This is a genomic window from Janthinobacterium sp. Bl 1 (assembly GCF_058215535.1).
Genome location: NZ_CM177086.1, coordinates 1,855,001 through 1,874,378, shown reverse-complemented (window position 1 = coordinate 1,874,378; position 19,378 = coordinate 1,855,001). Strand labels below are relative to the sequence as shown.

Here is a 19,378-nt window from a genome sequence, read left to right as displayed (position 1 = left end):
CTCTTCAGAACTGGGCACTGGCATTGAAGGAAATGCCGTTGGCGTGATAACTGCTGGTATTGATGAGCGGAGCGCCTCTGCGTGCATCGCGGAAGGCGTTGACGCCCAGCTGGATATTCGGCCGTGGCGCATAAGTCAGGCCCACGGTCGCGGTCCGTGTCGTATCGCTGACATCGATAGGCAAGGACAGGCCGCTTGCGGCGGAAAAATCGCGCTTCTCGCGCCGCACCTGGGCATCCATCCTGACCTTCGCGGAAATGTCCCAGGCCGCCGCCAGGCTGGCGCCGTTATTCAAGCTGCTGGTAATCAATGAATTTTCCACAGCGGCAAACTCATGCCACAAGCTGCCAGTAAACCGCACTTTTCCAAGCGGCGCCCAATACACGATCACGCGTCCATTGGCGCCACTGGAATCGCGCCCGCTGAACAGCTGGTTCTTGCGCTTCACCCAGCCGCCGAGCAACTGCACTTGCGTAATGCCGCTGAAGCGCCAATAGATATTGGCCTTGACCTCATCCTGTTCATACCCTTGCTCCACCCCAAAGGCTGCCAGGCTGGCCCGGTTTGGATATGTGCCTTTGAGATGGCGCAACTGGACCCCGATGCGGCTCTCGCTGGCCGGCAGGTAATCAAGGCCGAGCTCGTACGCATCTTCCTGGCGCTCCGAAATTTTCTGCGCGATGGAATCGTAGGTATATTTATCACGCGAAAAACCGCCGCGCACGCGCCAGCTGGGATGGAAGCGCCAGCCGCCATTGACATATTCACGGCGTATCGTGCGCAGGTTACGCTCCGTGCTTTGCAAGTCGCTGAACGGCGTCAAGGTCTGCGAATAACTGCCGCCGACATGGCCTTCGAGATGGTTGGCGATATGCCATTCCAGATCGGCGAGATAATCTTTGCCCGTATAGTCGAGCTGATCAAAGTGATCGAAATAGACGCGCGACCACTTTACCTGGCCCGTCAACAGTTGCCGCCCGATCGGCCGCCTAACCAGAAATCCCGCTTGCACCTGGCGCGAAGTATCGGAACGCGTACCGTCGAAACCGGCAGCACTGTCGTCCAGCCGGAACAAGTTATTATCATATGAATAAGTTGTCGCAATGAAGGGGGAAATCGTGTCGCTGATCGCCGCCCACGCCGGTACGCTGCAGGTCGCGCCGCCAAGCAGCATCAGCGAGGTGGGCAAGATGCGCACCATGGCCAGGGCCAATCGGTTGCGTTGCATTCTGGGTTGCCCGGCAGACGCTGGGCTATGAGGCAAGGAATTCAACATGGGCATTGTCTTTGAAAGAGCAAACAGTTAGTTGGCAATATTACCAGTAAGTCCAGTGTCCACCGGAAACAATCCAGAGGCCCAGCACGCCATTCGTCACGCCATGGGCGAGGATGGGCGACCACAGCGATTGGCTGCGCATGTACAGCAAGCTATATGCGGCGCCGGCAACGATACCGGCCAGCCACAAATTGTGTTCAAAGCCAAACAGTACCACGCTGATAACAAAGGCCTTGGCACTGGCCAGGCGCGGATTGAACCGGAGGAAGTCAGGGGCATCGATCCAGCGCAGCAGGAAGGAGCGCCAGAACAGCTCTTCCATTACGGGCACCACCAGCGCCGCGCCGGCGATGCGCAGCACGACCAGGCTCCATTCGATCTGGCCGCCATTGCGGGGGTCGAAGCCGTCGGCACTGCCGATCGTCATCCAGCCTGCATCAAGGTTGATCCACAGCAGAAAAACAACAACGCCGGTCGCCAGCGCCACGGCCAGCGCGCGCGCGCCCAATGGCACCCAGGCCAGTTCCGTGTAACTGCGGCGCCAATACAACAACATGCCCAGCACAACGCCGATCTTGACGGCATACAGCCAGCGCAGATCCTGCGCGGCAAAGCCCGCCCGGCCCAGCATGTCGGCGATAAAGATAAAGGAGAGGTAGGCGAGGAATGGCGCTACCCGGGGCAAGGCGGCGCGGTCAAACATGCTGATGCGCACCGGAGGTGGAACCACGCGCCGGACGCCGTGGTCCGGAGCGCGTGTTTTTGATAACAAACATGCATCCTCCGATGTAAAAAATATAATTATATAATTATATCAAGCAGAACCGTTGCCGTGGCAAGTAATCCTAACTTAAATTACAACAGAGGATACAAGAAACTAATCAGGCATTGCTGCGCGCCTCGATCTGCTCCCACTTTTCCAACGCTTCCAGCAGTTCACCTTCGATCTCGGCCACGCGTGCGTTCAGGCGCTTGCCTTCGGCTGGCGTCTTCTTGTAGAAGTCCGGATGCGACAGTTCGGCGGCCAGTACCGATTGCTCGTCTTCCAGCTTGGCGATCAGTTTCGGCAACTCTTCCAGTTCGCGCTGTTCCTTGTAACTGAGCTTTTTCTGCTTGGCAACAGGGGCGGCAGCTTCGACCTTCACGGCCGGCTTGCTGGCGGGCGCCGTGGCGATCGGCAAGGTGCGCACGCGCTCCCAGTCCGTGTAGCCGCCGACGAATTCGCGCCATTTGCCCTCGCCTTCGGCGACGATCACTTGCGTGACCACGTTGTCGAGGAAGGTACGGTCATGGCTGACGAGGAAGACGGTGCCGGTGTATTCTTCCAGCAACTCTTCCAGCAATTCCAGGGTATCGATATCCAAGTCATTGGTCGGCTCATCGAGCACCAGCACGTTGGCCGGCTTGGCGAACAGGCGCGCCAGCAGCAAACGGTTGCGCTCGCCACCAGACAGCGACTTGACGGGCGAGCGGGCACGTTCCGGCGCGAACAGGAAGTCGTTCAGGTAGGTCATCACGTGGCGGCGCTGGCCATTGATCTCGACCCAGTCGCTGCCCGGCGCGATGGTTTCCATCAGGTTCGCTTCTTCGTTCAGCTGCGTGCGCATCTGGTCGAAATACGCCACTTGCAGCTTGGTGCCGAGGCGGATGGTGCCCGTGTCCGACTCTTCCTGACCGAGGATCATTTTCAGCAAGGTAGTCTTGCCGGCGCCGTTGGCGCCGATCAGGCCGACCTTGTCGCCGCGCAGGATGGTGGCGCTGAAATCCTTGACGATGACCTTGTCGCCATAGATCTTCGAGACGTTTTCCAGGTCCGCCACGATCTTGCCCGAGCGTTCGCCGGCAGATACGTCCAGCTTGACTTGTCCCTGCTGTTCGCGGCGCGCATTGCGCGTCAGGCGCAGCGCTTCCAGACGGCGCACGCGGCCTTCGTCACGCACGCGGCGGGCCTTGACGCCCTTGCGTATCCACACTTCTTCCTGCGCCAGGAACTTGTCGAACTTGGCATTTTCCACTTCTTCGATTTCCAGCTGCTCCGCCTTGCGGGTCTGGTAAGCCGTGAAGTTGCCCGGATACGACAGCAAACGGCCGCGGTCGAGTTCGATGATGCGCGTGGCGACGTTGTCGAGGAAGGAGCGGTCATGGGTAATGAACAGCACGCTACCCTTGAAGTCGCGCAACAAGCCTTCCAGCCACAGGATGGAGCTGAAGTCCAGATGGTTGGTCGGCTCATCGAGCAGCAGCACGTCGGGCGCCGACACCAGCGCGCGCGCCAGCGCCACGCGCTTTTGCATCCCGCCGGACAGGGTTTTCATCAGCATGTCGCCCGTCAGGTTCAAACGGTCGAGTACGGTTTCCACCTTGTTCGGCAAGCTCCATGCATCGGCCGCATCGAGTTTGACCTGAATGTCGTGCATGCGTTCCATCAGTTCGTCGTCATTGCCCTGGCCAAACTGTCCCGTCAGCGCATCGTATTCCTTCAGCCACTCTTGCGATTCGCCCATGCCGGAAGCGACGGCATCGAACACGGACATCTCAGGATCGAATTGCGGTTCCTGCTCAACATAAGCGATCTTGATGCCTTGCTGCATCACCAACAAGCCATCATCGAGCTTGAACTTGCCCGAAATGACTTTCAGCAAGGAGGATTTACCCGTGCCGTTGCGGCCGATCAAGCCGACCCGTTCCGAGGTTTCCAGTGAAAATTCCGCGTGATCGAGCAGCGCGACGTGACCGAACGCAAGTTGCGCCGATGAAAGAGAAATGACAGCCATAATGAGTAAGAGTGCTCGGGCGCCGTCTCGCGCACACCGCGTGGTGTGCAAAACAGCCGCCGATTGGATGAATGAAGCACGCATTGTACCGATAACTGGGACTTCAATCGCCATCGATCAGTAAATTGCTACCCGTATGGACCCGGGCCGCCGACGCGCGCTGCGTGGAATGTGGTGTCGCCAGCAGGAATCGAACCTGCATTTAAGTCTTAGGAGGACCTTGTACTATCCATTGTACGATGGCGACACGCGAAGCGGGATTATACAGGCTCGCGCGTTCCATGAACAACCTGGCAAACGCGACATGAAATCTGCGCTACTGCCCCGCTCAGCTGGCCGCAGTCGCCTTGCGCCGACGCAGCAGCGCCAGCAGCCCCACGCCCGCCAGCAGCATTCCATAGGTGGCAGGTTCAGGCACAGCACTGATCGTGAATATCTGAATCGCACCAAAGGTCACGTCGTTAGCTTGCCAGGTAGAGCCATCGAGCAAACTGATACCTGTCGATGGCTGCCCGCGAAAGTTATAGGTATATAGGAAAGAGCCGCCGCCATGCGTCAAATCCTTCGGCACGTAAAGATCATGCCCGCTGCCAAAGGTAGGGCCATAATCGCTGTCGTTAAACGTCTGCCCGCTGCCGATACTATCGCCGCTGAAATACTGCTTCAATTGCGGCAGCATGAAGCCCGCCGTCAGATTGAACAGGAAACCCGTGCGCTGGCTGTCATCCATGGTCACATGCATGCCATCGGTGGAGCTCCAGCTTTGCGGATTGTAGCCACCGACAAGCCAGGTTTGCCCCGAAGTATTAGTCGCTTCCATGATGGAAAAGGTCCGTCCCTTGCCATCGGATGCCTTGTGAAAATCGAGCGACGTGTCGCCCGCCGCCTTGCTGTAGATCGATTCGAGCGCCAGGCGGCCTTCACCAAGCCAGCTTTCCAGCTGTCCCTGATAGGCAGGAGACAGCAGCGAAGGCCCGGAGGCGGCCTGTGCACTCAAGCAGAAACCCACGCCAGCCACCGCCAGCAGGAAGGCACTTGTCGTTCTGAATTTGTTTTGCATCTGCTACCTCGACTGTCAGTATTTGGAACCGGTGTATTTTCCGGTTGCTAAATATAACATAACAGATAATGTTTTTATATTCCTTATTTTATCGCAAAAAGTGCAATATTAACAAAAAAAATTCAACCAGGCAATACCGCCGTTACCTCGATCTCGACCTTCGCCCTGTCCTCGATCAGCCCCGCCACCTGCACCGCCGTCATGGCCGGGAAATGCTTGCCGATGATTTCCCTGTAGGCAACACCAATTTGTGGATATGCCGCCACATATTCCTTCTTGTCCAGTACATACCAGTTCATGCGCACGATGTGTTCGGGCAAGGCGCCCGCCTCGGCCAGCACGGCGACTATATTTTGCAGCGCCTGGCGCACCTGTCCCGCGAAGTCGTCAGTATGGAACTGGCCCTGCGCATCCCAGCCTATCATGCCGCTGACATGCACTGTGCGTCCGCTGGCGGCGATGCCATTCGCATAGCCGCGCGGCCTGGCCCACCCCGGTGGTTGTAAAACCTGCATATTGTTTTCCTCGTTATTCATGCGCTTCAGGCTGCTCATGCGTCCGCCGCCTCGCGCAGCAATTCGCGCGCGATGATCAATTGCTGTACTTCGCTGGCGCCCTCGTAGATGCGCAAAGCGCGGATTTCGCGGTACAGGCGCTCGACCGGGTGACCACTGACGACACCCATGCCGCCGAACAGTTGCACGGCCGCATCGATCACCTGCTGCGCCGTTTCCGTAGCCGTCAGCTTGGCCATGGCCGCTTCCTTCGTCACCTTGCGGCCCTGGTCGCGCTGCCAGGCGGCGCGGTAGGTGAGCAGCGCGGCAGAGTCGATGCCGGTGGCCATCTGCGCCAATTTCGCCTGCGTCAGCTGGAAGTCGGCCAGGGTCTGGCCGAACATCTGGCGCGCCGTCGCGTGGCGCAGCGCTTCGTCGAACGCGCGCCGCGCAAAGCCCAGGGCGGCGGCGGCCACCGACGTGCGGAACACGTCGAGTGTCGCCATCGCCACCTTGAAGCCCTGCCCCGCATCGCCCAAACGCTGCGACACGGGCACGCGGCAGTGATTGAAGCGCAGGCGCGCCAGCGGATGTGGCGCGATCACGGCGATGCGTTCGGCGATTTCCAGCCCGGGATTGTCGGCGTCGACGATGAAGGCGCTGATGCCGCGCGCACCGGGCGCCTCGCCCGTGCGGGCGAACACCACGTAAAAGTCGGCGATACCGCCGTTCGATATCCACGTCTTTTCGCCATCGAGCACGTACTCGTCGCCGTCGCGGCGCGCGGCGCACGCCATGGCTGCCACGTCGGAGCCGGCCTGCGGTTCGGACAGGGCGAAGGCCGCGATGCGCTTGCCGCTGGCCACGTCCGGCAAATAGCGCGCCTTGTTGTCCAAGCTGCCGAACAGGCCGATGGCGCCCGAACCGAGCCCCTGCATGGCAAAGGCGAAATCGGCCAGGCCATCGTGGCGCGCCAGGGTTTCGCGCATCAGGCAAATGGCGCGCGTGTCGATCTTGCCATCGGTGCCCGTAGCATGCGCAAGCCAGCCGCCCTGCCCCAGTTGCGCCACGAGCGCGCGGCAAGCCGCATCGACGTCGGTATCATGCGCGTCGCCCAGGTGCTGCGCCGCCCACGCATCGAGCTCGGACTCAAGCTGTGCATGATGCGCCTCGAAAAACGGCCATTCCAGGTAAGTGGTGTCGCGTATTTCATTTACCCTCGAACTGCGGTTTTTCCTTCGCCACGAAGGCGTGATAGGCGCGGTGGAAATCGTTGGTGGCCATGCAAATGGCTTGCGCCTGCGCTTCCGCCTCGATCGCTTCATCGACGCCCATGTTCCACTCCTGCTGCAGCATTTTTTTCGTCATGCCGTGCGCGAACGTGGGGCCGCTGGCCAGGCCGGCGGCGAACAGCTGCGCCGCCTCTGCCAGCTCCTCCGGTTCGACGAGGCGGTTGAGCCAGCCCCAGCGCTCTGCCTCGGCGCCGGCCAGGGAGCGTCCCGTGTACAGCAGCTCGGCGGCGCGGCCCTGGCCGATCACGCGCGGCAGCAAGGCGCAGGCGCCCATGTCGCAGCCGGCCAGGCCCACGCGGGTAAACAAGAAGGCCGTCTTGCTGCGCGCCGTGCCGATGCGGATATCGGAAGCCAGTGCCAACATGGCGCCGGCGCCCGCGCAAATGCCGTCGATGGCGGCGATGATGGGCTGCGGACAGGCGCGCATGGCTTTCACCACGTCGCCCGTCATGCGGGTAAACGCCAGCAGGCCGGGCATGTCGAGCTTCGTCAGCGGGCCGATGATGTCGTGCACGTCGCCGCCCGAACAGAAATTTCCGCCGCTACCCGTGATGACGACGGCCTTGACGTCGTCCGCATGGGCCAGCGCGCGGAACAGCTCGCGCAATTCCGCATACGAGTCAAAAGTGAGCGGATTCTTGCGCTCAGGGCGGTGCAGTGTCAGTGTGGCAACGCCTGCGTCGACGGCAAACAGAAAATGCCGCGCCGCGTAATGGGCCAGGCTGGCACGGTTGCCTGGCAGGTCTTGCGGCTGGCCGGGGAGGTGGCGCATGGTCAGTCCTTTATCGAGGTGTCATTCAGCTGCTGCTTCATGTGCGACAGCAGGTCGATCAACTGGGTTTTGTCATCGGGCGTCACGCCGTGCAGCAGTTCGGCGATCCAGCCTTCGTGCACGCGCGCCATCTCGTCGAAGGCGCGCCGGCCCGCTGGCGTCAGCTTGACGCTGTACGAGCGCCGGTCCTTCGGATCGACCACGCGCACCACCAGTTTTTCCTGCTCCAGCTGGTCGGTGATGCCCGTGATATTGCCGCCCGTGACCATCATGCGCTTGGACAGTTCGCCCATGCGCAAACCGTCGGGAAAGCGCTCAAGCTGCGCCATCAAGTCGAAACGGGGCAAGGTGATGCCGAAGGTGGCGCGCAAGCGCGTGCGCACCTCGTTTTCAATCTTGACCGTGCAGGAGAGCATGCGCAGCCACAATTTCAGCGACTGGTGGTGGTCCTGCGTCAGCCGGCTGGCCAGGTCCAGCACGGGTTCGTCGTGCAGATTTTCGGGTTCTTTATCCATGGTCTTCATTCAGTTACATGACTTCGCCGCCGGCGACGGCGATCGATTGTCCATTCATGGCGGACGATGCGGGCAGGCATAGCCACGCCACCGCATCGGCCACTTCCTGCGGCTGCACCAGCCGCTGCTGCGGATTGCCAGCCGCCAGTTCCGCGCGCGCCGCGTCTTCGCCGCGCCCCGTCTTGCGCACGATGTTTTGCACGGCCTGCGCCACCATCTCCGTTTCCGTGTAGCCGGGGCAGACGGCGTTGACGGTGACGCCGCGCGGCGCCACTTCCAGCGCCAGCGCGCGCGTCAGGCCGATCACGCCGTGCTTGGAAGCGACATAGGCGCTGACGTAACGGTAGCCCTTCAGGCCCGCCGTCGACGCCACGTTGACGATGCGCCCCCAGCCCGCTTCCAGCATGGCCGGCATGGCCGCCTGGCAGCAGTGGTACACACCCGTCAGGTTCACGGCCAGCATCTGCTGCCAGATGGCGGCATCCGTCTTGCCGAAAGGCGCCGCATGCGCCTGGCCCGCGTTATTGATCAAGATGTCGACGCGGCCGAAATGCGCGGCGGCCTGCGCAAACCCTGCCTGCACGGATGCTTCCACGGCCACGTCGAGCACGCAGATGGCGACCCTGCCCGCGTGGCCCGCCTCTTCCAGCTGCATGCGCGCGCGCGCCAGCCGCGCGCCATCGCGCCCGGCCAGGGTAACCCTGGCGCCCGCGTCCAGCAAGGCGCCCGCACAAGCGAGGCCAATGCCGCTGCCGGCGCCCGTCACCAGCGCATGTTTGTCGGCCAATGCGCCATCCAGTTGTTCCTTGCTCATGTCATCCTTCCAGCAGCCGCGCGGCCACCTGTTGCGGGGTGAGGCCCGTATTGGCGGCGGCCAGCTGGCGTTCGCGCTGCAGATTGCGTTCCAGCTGCTGCTGGCCAGGCCGGTACTGTTTTGGCCACGCCGCACCGGCACCGCTGTAGCCGATGCGCGCCATTTCCGTCAGGGTCCAGGCCGGGTTGGCCAGGTGCGGCCGGCCCACGGCGCACAGGTCGGCGCGCCCGGCGGCGATGATGCTGTTGGCGTGGTCGGCCTCGAAGATCGAGCCGACGGCCATGCTGGCGATGCCCGCCTCGTTGCGCACGCGGTCGGCGAACGGCGCCTGGAACATGCGTCCGTACACGGGCTGTTCGAGCTTGCTGACCTGGCCCGAGGAACAGTCGATCAGGTCGGCGCCGGCCTGCTTGAACAGGCGCGCGATGACGACCGCGTCGTCGGGCGTGATGCCGCCTTCGACCCAGTCGTGGGCCGAGATGCGCACGCTCATCGGTTTATCCTGCGGCCAGGCGGCGCGCATGGCGCGGAACACGCGCAGCGGATAGCGGCAGCGGTTTTCCAGGCTGCCGCCATATTCGTCCGTGCGGCGGTTGGTCAGCGGCGAGATAAAACTCGACAGCAGATAACCGTGCGCGCAGTGCAGTTCCAGCCAGTCGAATCCGGCGACGGCCGCCGCCAGGGTGGCGCGCACGAAGTCCTGTTCGATGCGCGCCAGGTCGCTTTCCGTGGCCGCGCGCGCCACTTGCGACACACCCGCCAGGTATTGCTGTTCCGAGGCCGCCAGCAGCGGCCAGTTATCCTCGGTCAAAGGCAGGTCGATGCCGTCCCACATGGGCCGCGTCGAGCCTTTCGGCCCCGCGTGGCCCAGCTGCAGGGCGATCTTCGCATCACTGTTCGCATGCACGAAATCGACGATGCGCCGCCAGGCCTGCGTGTGCGCTTCGCTGTACATGCCGGGACAGGCGGGCGTGATGCGCGCATCGGCCGACACGCACGTCATCTCGGCAAACACGAGGCCCGCACCGCCCATGGCGCGCGCGCCCAGGTGCATCAGATGGTAGTCGCCCGCCACGCCATCGACGGCGCTGTACTGCGCCATGGGCGAGACGGCGATGCGGTTTTTCAGCAGCACGCCGCGCAACCGGAACGGTGTGAGCATGGGTGGCAATGGCTCGTCCCCCATCTCCACGCCGGCCTGCTCGCCCGCGCGCCGCGCCAGCCACTGTTCATAATCGGCCACATACGCGGGGTCGCGCAGGCGCAGGTTTTCATGCGAAATGCGCTGGCTGCGCGTGAGCATGGAATAGGCGAACTGCGGCGCTTCCATGGCGCTGTAGCGCTCGACGTTTTCAAACCACTCCATGGAATTGCGCGCCGCGCTCTGGATTTTCAGCACCTCGATGGCGCGCAGTTGCTGGTAGGCGGCCAGCGCCGCGCCGCTCTCGGCATGCTGGCCGAAGCAGCGCGCCAGCTCGATCGCGTCTTCCAGCGCCAGCTTGGTGCCGGAGCCTATCGAGTAATGGGCCGTGTGGGCCGCGTCGCCCATCAGCACGACGGGCACGCCATCCTGCCGGTGCACCCATTGCCGGCAGACGATGCGGGGGAAGGTGATCCACTGCGCCGAGCCGCGCAAGTGCGGCGAATTGCTCAGCAAACCGTGGCCGTCGAGTTCTTCGGCAAACAGGGCTTCGCAAAAGGCGATGCCCTCTTCCTGGCTCATGCTGTCCAGGCCCGCGGCGCGCCACACGTGTTCGGGCGTTTCGACGATGAAGGTGGAAGTGTCGCCATCGTATTGATAGATATGCGCCTGGAACCAGCCGTGCGGCGTCTGGCGGAAGGCAAACGTGAACGCCTCGAACTTCTTTCGCGTGCCCAGCCAGACGAAGCGGCAATGGCGCTGGTCGATCTCGGGCTGATAGCTGGCCGCATAGCGCGTGCGGATGCGGCTGTTCAAGCCGTCGCTGGCGATCACCAGGTCGGCGCCGTACTGCTTCGCGATGGCCTGGTCGTCCTGCACTTCCGTCTCGAACACCAGCTGCACGCCAAGCTCCTCGCAGCGCGCCTGCAGGATGTTGAGCAGGCGCTTGCGGCCGATGCCGCAAAAGCCATGGCCGCCGGAGCGCACGGTTTCGCCCTTGAAGTGGATCTCGATATCGTCCCAGTGGTTGAACGCCTGCAGGATGGCGCGCGCAGTCGGCTCGTCCGCATTGGCCAGGTTGCCCAGGGTCTGGTCGGAAAACACGACGCCCCAGCCAAACGTGTCGTACGGGCGGTTGCGCTCGATGACGGTGATGCGGTGATCCGGGTTCTGCTTTTTCATGAGCAGGCTGAAATACAGGCCGGCGGGGCCGCCGCCGATGCAGACAATATTCATGGGGTGTCCGTGCGAAGTTTGAAGCGCTGCAGCTTGCCCGTTTCCGTGCGCGGCAGGGAAGGCAGGAAGCGGATGGCGCGCGGATATTTATAGGGAGCGATCTGCTGGCGCACGAAGTCCTGCAGTTCGGCCGCCAGCGCCTCGCTGGCCTGGCTGCCGTCTTTCAGCACCACGTGCGCCTCGACGATCTGGCCACGCTCGGCATCGGCGCGCCCGACCACGCCGCATTCGGCCACGGCCGGGTGGCGCAGCAGCGCCTCTTCCACTTCCGGGCCGGCGATGTTGTAGCCGGCCGAGACGATCATGTCGTCGCTGCGCGAGCGGTAATAAAAATAGCCGTCCGCATCCATCTCGAAGGTGTCGCCCGTCAGGTTCCAGCCATTCTGCACGTAATCGCGCTGGCGCGGGTCGGACAGGTAGCGGCAACCGGTGGGGCCTTTCACGGCCAGGCGGCCCGTCACGCCGGGCGGCTGCGGCACGCCCGCATCATCGACGATGCACGCCTGGTAGCCGGGAATGGCCTTGCCGATGGCGCCGCGGCGTATGCCCTCGCCCGTGGCGGAAATGAAGATGTGCAGCATCTCGGTCGCGCCGATGCCGTCCGTCATGGCCAGCCCGGTCGCCGCCTGCCACGCGTCGCGCGTGGCCAGCGGCAGCGCTTCGCCGGCCGACACGGACAAGCGCAGGCTGCGCAAGTCGTGCTGCGCGGCCAGGGGCGCCATCTGGCGGTAAAAGGTGGGCGCCGTGAAGCAGATGGTGGCGCCATAAGCGCCGATGGCGCGCAGCAGGCCGTCGGGCGTGAGTTTTTCCAGCAGCACGGTGGCCGCGCCAAAGCGCAGGGGGAACAGCAGCAAGCCGCCGAGGCCGAAGGTGAACGCCAGCGGCGGCGTGCCGATGAAGATGTCGCCGGCACGTACCTGCAGCATGGAGCGGGGGAAGCAGTCGCAGATGGCCAGCAGATCGCGGTGCATGTGCATGGTGCCTTTGGGGATGCCCGTCGTGCCCGAGGTAAAGCTGATCAGGCAGACGTCTTCGGCGGCCGTGTCGTGCGCGGCAAACGGCGCATCGTGGGCCGCCATGCGCTGTTCGAGTTCCGCATCGGCGGCGCCAAAGCACAGCATGGCCGGCAAGCCGGGCACGCCATCGAGTTCTGCGCGCAAGCCCTGCGCGCACAGCACGGCATTCACTTCCGCTTTGGCGAGGATGGTGGACAGTTCGCGCGCGCGCAGCAGCGGCATGGTGGGCACAGCGATGCAGCCGGCTTTCAGCACGGCCAGCAGGCAGGCGGCCATCATGGGAGTATTCGCGCCGCGCAGCAGCACGCGGTTGCCGGGGATCAGGCGTAAATCGCTGCGCAGCACGTGGGCGATGCGGTCGACTTGCCGCGCCAGCTCGGCGTAAGTCCAGCGCTGGCCGTCGGCCAGGATGGCGGTACGCTCGCCGCCGTTGGCCACGGCCGCATCGAGCAGCGTGGCGACGCAATTGAGGCGCGCCGGATACTGGAGCTCGGGCAGATCAAGGCATAGCTGCGGCCAGAGTGCGCGCGGCGGCAAATGCGTGCGCGCAAAGTCGTCCTGGGGAGATGCGGTCGTAGGCGAAGGGTCGCTGCTCATGCTCATCCTGGCGGGTAGCGGGCGCGTGCACATGGCCCGGAAGCAGATACTTTAAACCTAAAGTATTTTTCCGGCAAGCAGAAAACAGCAAATTCAGTCGTCTCTGTCCTGTTGCAGCAGCAAACGCGTCTGCTGCGCCACGCTGCGCGCCAGCGCGGCCAGGGCCGTTTGCATCTGGTCGCCATCGAGCACCGCCGATTGCAACAGCGCGCTCATGCCGGCTTCCGCGCCATGCAGTCCCAAGGTGCGGCAACCAAGGTGCAGCCGTTCCAGCTGCTGGCGCGCCTGTGCCGGTTCGCCGCGCGCCAGCAAGGCGTCTACCTGTTCGCTGGCGGCGCCGATCTGCCCCTGGAAGCCCGTCAGATAGGCCAGCAGGCGTTCGCTGTCGATGCCCAGCCGCTGCAAGGTGTCGCGCGGCGCCTCGGCCGGCAAGGCGGAAACGTCGAAGCATGCATCGATATGCTGGCGCACCTGCTCCGGCTGGAAGGGCTTGACGATGTAGCCGGCGGCGCCGGCCTGCACGGCGTCGCGCACCGTGTCCTGGTCATTGGCCGACGAGACGAGCACCAGCGGCATGGCGTCGAGCGCGCTGTCGGAGCGGATTTTCTGCAGCAGCTCCATGCCGGACAGGCGCGGCATGCGCAAGTCGCAAAAGCACAGCGAGGGACGCAAGCCGCCTTCAAGCTGCTCCCACGCCGCCGCACCATCTTCGGCTTCCACGATATCGTGCACGCCGCAGCTGTCGATCAGATGCATCAATACCATGCGCGACACGACATCATCGTCAACCACCAGTACTTTCATTGCTTTCTCCATTGGCGGCAGCGTCAAGGTGCCTGGCCGTATTCTACCCAGTTTCGCCGAGCGCCCGATGGCCGGCATTGCCTATTTTACATTTCTTGACCCGAAACGGCTATTTGCGCCAACAGTGCGCGCAATTGCGGCAAATGCAGGGCCACCTGCGTCCAGCGTCCGCCATCCGCCGCCTCTTCCATTTCCGTGCACAGCATGTGCAGCTGGGTTTCATCGAGATAGGCGGCGCTGCCCTTCAAGCCGTGCAGCAGGCGCCCGGCGCTATCCTTGTCCTGCGCCGCCAGAGCGTCGTCGAGTTCGCGCAAACGCCCTTCCAGGTCGGCGACGAAGGCGACGCGGATACGCCGTTGCAGCTCGCCGCTGCGGATCGACTGGGAAGGCGCCGGAACAGGAACTGCCGGCGCGATGCCGAACAGGGCATCGAGTTCGGCCTGTCCCCGCGCGGCGCCGCGCGGCGCGTTCGACGGCATGCGCGGCAACATGAAACCGCGCTGCAACTGGCGCTCGATGGCGCGCGCCAGCAAGCCATGCAGCGCCGCCTCGTCGACCGGCTTGCTGAGGAAATCATCCATGCCGACGCCCAGATAGCGGCTGCGGTCTTCTTCGCTGGCGTTCGCCGTCAGGGCCACGATCATCAGCTCCTGGTCGCGCACGGGCTGGTCCGGCCAGCCGCCCACGCGGATCAAGCGCGTCGCCGTGGCGCCGTCCATCTCCGGCATGCGCCCGTCCATCAGGATCAAGTCGTAGCGCGTATGCACGCAGGCCGCCACGGCCAGCACGCCGTTGGCGACCACATCGACCCGGTGTCCCAGTTCCTCGAGCATCACGCGGATGATGATCTGGTTGGTGGGGAAATCTTCCGCGCACAGCACGCGCAGCTGGTGGCTGTGCGGCGCCAGCGCCACCTGCGGTACCAGCGGCGGCGCCACGCCATCGGCCAGCGGCAAGGTGAAGGCAAACGTGCTGCCCTGCCCCGGCGTGCTGGCCACTTCGATCTCGCCATCCATCAGTTCGACCAGCTGGCGGCAGATGGCCAGGCCCAGGCCCGTGCCGCCGTAGCGCCGCGTGGTGCTGGCATCGGCCTGCTCGAACTTCTGGAACAGGCGCGCCATCGCATCCGCATCGATGCCGATGCCACTGTCGCTGACGGTAAAACGAATCAGGTTGACACGGCGCCCGCCCCTGCCGCTGGCCACGCCGGCCCGCTCGACGCACACGCTGACGCCGCCGCGCTGGGTGAACTTAAAGGCATTGCCGACCAGGTTGACCAGCACCTGGCGCAAGCGAGTCGGGTCGCCCACCACGAAAGGCGGCAGGTCGGGCGCGAAATCGATGGAGAAACCGATGCTGCGCGCGGCCGCCTGCTCCTCGAACAGGGTCACCACCGTCTCGATCGCGGCGCCGAGCGCGAAGTCGATGTTTTCGATACTCAGCTTGCCCGCCTCGATCTTGGAAAAGTCGAGCAAGTCATTGATGATCACCAGCAGCGACTGGGCATTGGCCTGGCCGCGCAGGATCTGCTCGCGCGTGGCGTCGTGCAGCTGCTCGTCGCGCAGGGCAAAGCCCAGCATGCCGATCACGCCAGCCAGCGGCGTGCGCATCTCGTGGCTCATGTTGGCCAAAAATTCCGACTTCTGGCGCGTCGCATCTTCGGCCTTGCGCTTGGCCTGGCGCAGGCTTTCCTCGTTTTTCGTCAGGCTGCTGTTCACCTGCGCCAGCTTTTCCGACTGGGCCAGCACTTCGATTTCCTTGCTCTGCAACTCGGCCGTGCGTTCGCCGACCAGTTTTTCCAGCTCGTTCTGCTGGCGCCGCAGCGTGCGCACGCGCTGGCGGTAGGCGCCATACACGGCGCCCAGCAGCAGCGCCGCCATCAGGGTGCGGAACCACCAAGTTTTCCAGAACGGCGGCAGAATCGTGATGGCCAGGGTGGCGCCGCTCTCGTTCCACACGCCGTCCTTGTTGGCCGCCTTGACGCGAAACACGTAGTTGCCCGCATCGAGGTTGGTGTAGGTGGCAAAGCGCCGGCCCGCATCCGTCATGACCCAGTCCTGGTCGAAGCCTTCAAGCCGGTAGGCGAACATATTGCGCTGGGGCGCGGCGAAATGCAGGGCCGCGAATTCCAGCGAAAAGACGCTTTCGCGGCTGGTCAGCACCAGCTCGCGCGTATGGTCGATGGCCGTCTTGAGCACATGCGCGAACTCGCCGCGGCCGATGGCCACCGGCTTGTTGAAGATCTGCAGTTCCGTGACGGCCACCAGCGGCGGCACGCGGTTGTCGTGGATATCCTGCGGCATGAACGCCGTCATGCCGTTGAAGCCGCCGAAATACATGGTGCCGTCCGATGCGCGCAGGGCCGCGCCATCGAAGTACGAGCCTTCCACCGTGCCGTCGGCGCTGTCGTAGTTGCGAAACAGGCCGCTGCGCATGTCGAGCCGCGTGATGCCGCTATTCGTGCTCAGCCATAGCTGCTCGTTGTCGTCGCCGAGGATGCTGGCGACGGCATCGTCGGCCATGCCGTCCTTGCGCAGGAAACGCCGGAAACGGATCTCGCCCTTGGCGTCGATGTCCATGCGGTTCAGGCCATTGGCCGTGCCCACCCACAGCACGCCGCGCTTGTCCTCGTGCAGGAAATGCACTTCGTCGTGGCTCAGGCTCTGCGGATTTTGCGGGTCGTGGCGGAAATGGCGGAAGCGGCCGCTGGCGCGGTCCAGCAAGTCCAGGCCGTGGAAGGAACCGATCCACAGCCGCCCCTTGCCGTCTTCCAGCACGGGCCGCACCATATTGTCGGACAGGCTGTTCGGGTCGGCCGGGTCGTGGCGGTACGTGGTAAAACGTTTGCTGGCCGGGTCGAAGCGGTGCACGCCGCCGCGCGTCGACACCCACAGCATGCCGCTGCGGTCGCTGACGATATTGCGGATGGTATCGCTGTTCGGATCGCCGGCGGCAAAGCGCATGGTGAAGAAACGCCCCAAGGCCGGATCGAAGCGGTGCAAGCCCGTCGAGCCGCCCACCCACAGCACGCCGTCCGGCGCCTTGTACAGGGTCGTGACCTGCTCGTCGCGCGACATGCCGGGCGCGCTGTGCAGGTCGAACAGGCGCGAGCTGCCGTCGCGCGTGTCGTACAGTTTCAGGCCGCCCTTGGTGGCCAGCCACAGCTTGCCGTCGCCCGCGTCGGCCACGGCGCGCACTTTCTTGTCCGCCAGCGCGCCCACATCGCCGGGCGCGCGCGCCATGCGCGAAAAGCCGCCGCTGCCCAGGTCGACCCGGCTCACGCCGTTGTACCAGGAGCCGACCCAGAAGGTGCCGGCGCGGTCGCGGTACAACGATGACAGCTGGTTGTCGGCGACGCTGAACTTGTCGCCCGTCTGGTGGCGGTACTGCAGGAAGGTGTCGCTTTCGGGCAGCCAGCGGAACAGGCCATCGGCATTGCTGCCCAGCCAGACGGTGGCGTCGACATCCTGGTACAGGCTGGCCACGCGGATGGCGGAAAAGCCATGTTTCTCGCCCAAGCGCACTCTCGATTGCGGCGGCTGGCCGGCGGCGCCCAGGCGCCAGCGCTCGGCACCGGCCATGGTGCCGATCCACAGGTTCTGCTGGCGGTCGATCAGCAGCGACTGGATCACGTTGTACTTCGAGCCGGGCGTCGCATCGACGGCGAAATGCTCGAAGCGCTCGCTGCCCGGCGCCAGCATGTCCAGGCCCGTGACCGTGCCTATCCATAGGCGCTGTTGCGCATCCAGCGCCAGTGCCTTGATTTCATTGTCGCCCAGGCTGTGCGGGTTGCCCTCTTCATGGTGCCAGGTGCGGAAACGGCCCGTGGCGGGATCGAAATGCTGCAAGCCGTCCGAGGTGGCGATCCAGAAGCCGCGCGCGCCATCGTCGAGAATGGCGTGGATATGCCGGTTGCCGTTGCCCCGCTTGCTCTTTTCTGCCGGGCCGTAATGGATGAAGGTCTGGCTGGCGGCGTCGAAGCGGTCCAGGCCATTGTCCGTGCCCACCCACAGCTGGCCCTGGCTATCGACATGCAGTTCGCCGACCCAGTTGTCGGCCAGGCTGGTCTTGTCGCCCTCGATATTCTTGTAGACGACCATGCGGTAGCCGTCGTAACGGCTCAGGCCGGACTGGCTGCCGAACCACATATAGCCTTGCCGGTCCTGGGCGATGGCCAGCACCGATTCCTGCGCCAGGCCCTGGTCGACGCTGAGCTGGTCGAAACGCAGGGTGGGCGCAGGCCCCGCCATGGCGGGACCTCCCATCAGTAGAATTAACAGTAAGGCAACATCGCAAACACGTCGAAATACCCGCACAATCGTCCTGTCAAAAAAAACGCGAAAAACCCGCACGCCGCTCCAAGGGCCGTCTCAAGAACCAAAAAACGCCAGTACATCGTCCTTGCGGGCCTGCGTATCGCGCTGTCCAAGACGGATCAGCTCGTTAGTATACGTCGATTCGAACAATAAATACGATGCCAGCGCCGCGCCCCGCGCTTCGGCCGCGCCGATGCCCGACAACATGGTGCGGATGGGACGCGGCAAACTGCCGATATGCCGGCTGGCGATGGCGTCGAGCCGCTCGGACGGCGCGATGACCAGCAATTCCACCGGCCGCAAGGCCGTTTTGCCCAGCAACTCGGGCGGCAGCATCGACAGGGTCAGGTTGATGCGGTTCAGGCGCTCGATGTCGACTGCCAGGCCGTCGAGGAAAATCGACGACAGCGCATGGCCGGCGATCTGCGCCAGGCTCGGGTAGCGCGCCGCTTCGGACGCGGCGGGCGCCGGTTCCGTCATGCGTCCCGCACCCACCACCAGCACCTTGTTCGCGCCCAGGTGAATGGCCGGCGAGATCGGTGCCAGCTGGCGCATGGAACCGTCGCCGCAGTATTCGCGCTGGCCGCCCACGTACAGGGGCACGGCGGGGAAGATGAAGGGGATGGCGGCCGACGCCAGCAAATGCTCCACGCCGATCTGGTCCGGCAGGGCCAGGCGTTGCGTGCGCACCCAGGGCGCGATATCCTCGGCCGTCTGGTAAAACGTCATGTGGCGGCTGCCCGAATACGACGACGCCGTCACGGCCAGCGCATGCAGCAAGCCGTCGGCCAGGGCCGCGTCCAGGCGCGGCAGGTCGAGCATGCGGTGCAGCAGGCTGACCAGCGGGGTATTGTCGAGCAGGGAACTGGGCGGCGATGCATGCCACTGGCGCAGCAGCCAGCCGAACGACAGCAGGGACAGCCAGCGCGCGCCCGAGCGGATCACGCCCAGCGAATCGGCGCGGTACACTTGCTCGACTTCGATGTGCTGCCACACGTCGAGCAGCTTTTGCACGCCTTCGCCGAAATTATCGGCACGGCAGGCCAGCGCCGTGGCGTTGATGGCACCGGCCGAGGTGCCGCAGATGATGTCGAAGGGGTTGCGCGCCGGTGCCCAGCCCGCTTCCCACAGTATCGCTGAAATCGCCTGCAGCACGCCCACCTGGTAGGCGGCGCGGGCGCCTCCTCCCGTGAGTATCAAGCCTGTTTTATTTTGCATTCCCATGCCGGCAGATTAGCAGGGTCTGGATGCTTTGTGGAAAAGATTCGGGG

At 64.0% G+C, this 19,378-nt stretch carries 14 protein-coding genes and 1 tRNA gene; all 15 read right to left on the bottom strand.

Annotation, left to right across the window (positions count from 1 at the left end; genetic code table 11):
• Nucleotides 1-4: 4 nt before the first annotated feature.
• The gene (gene epsL / locus AC4BCN_RS08460; protein ID WP_034751691.1) at nucleotides 5-1,276 is read right to left on the bottom strand and encodes an XrtB/PEP-CTERM-associated polysaccharide biosynthesis outer membrane protein EpsL; all 1,272 of its coding nucleotides are present in this window, start codon (nucleotides 1,274-1,276) and stop codon (nucleotides 5-7) included.
• 40 nt (nucleotides 1,277-1,316) lie between these two features.
• On the bottom strand, nucleotides 1,317-2,006 hold the full coding sequence (locus tag AC4BCN_RS08455) for a CAAX prenyl protease-related protein (protein WP_490493031.1): 690 nt from the start codon (nucleotides 2,004-2,006) through the stop codon (nucleotides 1,317-1,319).
• Between the two features lie 151 nt (nucleotides 2,007-2,157).
• Nucleotides 2,158-4,050: an ATP-binding cassette domain-containing protein gene (locus tag AC4BCN_RS08450; protein ID WP_490493030.1), complete on the bottom strand. Its 1,893-nt coding sequence runs from the start codon at nucleotides 4,048-4,050 to the stop codon at nucleotides 2,158-2,160.
• A 172-nt stretch (nucleotides 4,051-4,222) separates the two neighbouring features.
• Nucleotides 4,223-4,297 (bottom strand) — tRNA-Arg (locus AC4BCN_RS08445).
• 81 nt (nucleotides 4,298-4,378) lie between these two features.
• Nucleotides 4,379-5,110: a PEP_CTERM-anchored TLD domain-containing protein gene (locus AC4BCN_RS08440; RefSeq protein WP_490493028.1), complete on the bottom strand. Its 732-nt coding sequence runs from the start codon at nucleotides 5,108-5,110 to the stop codon at nucleotides 4,379-4,381.
• Between the two features lie 122 nt (nucleotides 5,111-5,232).
• The gene (locus tag AC4BCN_RS08435) at nucleotides 5,233-5,625 is read right to left on the bottom strand and encodes a RidA family protein (protein ID WP_139090506.1); all 393 of its coding nucleotides are present in this window, start codon (nucleotides 5,623-5,625) and stop codon (nucleotides 5,233-5,235) included.
• A gap of 35 nt (nucleotides 5,626-5,660) precedes the next feature.
• Complete coding sequence (locus AC4BCN_RS08430) at nucleotides 5,661-6,812, bottom strand: acyl-CoA dehydrogenase family protein (RefSeq protein ID WP_490493582.1); 1,152 nt, start codon at nucleotides 6,810-6,812, stop codon at nucleotides 5,661-5,663.
• Nucleotide 6,813: 1 nt separating this feature from the next.
• The gene (locus AC4BCN_RS08425) at nucleotides 6,814-7,668 is read right to left on the bottom strand and encodes an enoyl-CoA hydratase family protein (protein WP_490493027.1); all 855 of its coding nucleotides are present in this window, start codon (nucleotides 7,666-7,668) and stop codon (nucleotides 6,814-6,816) included.
• Nucleotides 7,669-7,670: 2 nt separating this feature from the next.
• The gene (locus AC4BCN_RS08420) at nucleotides 7,671-8,183 is read right to left on the bottom strand and encodes a MarR family winged helix-turn-helix transcriptional regulator (protein ID WP_034751704.1); all 513 of its coding nucleotides are present in this window, start codon (nucleotides 8,181-8,183) and stop codon (nucleotides 7,671-7,673) included.
• Between the two features lie 13 nt (nucleotides 8,184-8,196).
• Nucleotides 8,197-8,997, bottom strand: a complete 801-nt coding sequence (locus AC4BCN_RS08415) for an SDR family NAD(P)-dependent oxidoreductase (protein ID WP_490493025.1) — start codon at nucleotides 8,995-8,997, stop codon at nucleotides 8,197-8,199.
• A 1-nt stretch (nucleotide 8,998) separates the two neighbouring features.
• On the bottom strand, nucleotides 8,999-11,374 hold the full coding sequence (locus AC4BCN_RS08410) for a bifunctional salicylyl-CoA 5-hydroxylase/oxidoreductase (RefSeq protein ID WP_490493024.1): 2,376 nt from the start codon (nucleotides 11,372-11,374) through the stop codon (nucleotides 8,999-9,001).
• Nucleotides 11,371-12,987, bottom strand: coding sequence for an AMP-binding protein (locus AC4BCN_RS08405; RefSeq protein WP_490493023.1), 1,617 nt, complete (start codon nucleotides 12,985-12,987; stop codon nucleotides 11,371-11,373). The genes AC4BCN_RS08410 and AC4BCN_RS08405 overlap by 4 nt, the downstream gene beginning before the upstream one ends.
• 93 nt (nucleotides 12,988-13,080) lie before the next feature.
• Nucleotides 13,081-13,791: a response regulator gene (locus AC4BCN_RS08400; RefSeq protein ID WP_490493021.1), complete on the bottom strand. Its 711-nt coding sequence runs from the start codon at nucleotides 13,789-13,791 to the stop codon at nucleotides 13,081-13,083.
• Nucleotides 13,792-13,877: 86 nt separating this feature from the next.
• Nucleotides 13,878-18,041 (bottom strand): hybrid sensor histidine kinase/response regulator, encoded by a 4,164-nt coding sequence (locus AC4BCN_RS08395; RefSeq protein WP_490493020.1) that lies wholly within the window; start codon nucleotides 18,039-18,041, stop codon nucleotides 13,878-13,880.
• A 120-nt stretch (nucleotides 18,042-18,161) separates the two neighbouring features.
• Nucleotides 18,162-19,331 carry a patatin-like phospholipase family protein gene (locus AC4BCN_RS08390; RefSeq protein ID WP_034751717.1) on the bottom strand — a complete coding sequence of 390 codons (1,170 nt, stop codon included), beginning with the start codon at nucleotides 19,329-19,331 and terminating at the stop codon, nucleotides 18,162-18,164.
• Nucleotides 19,332-19,378 lie beyond the last annotated feature (47 nt).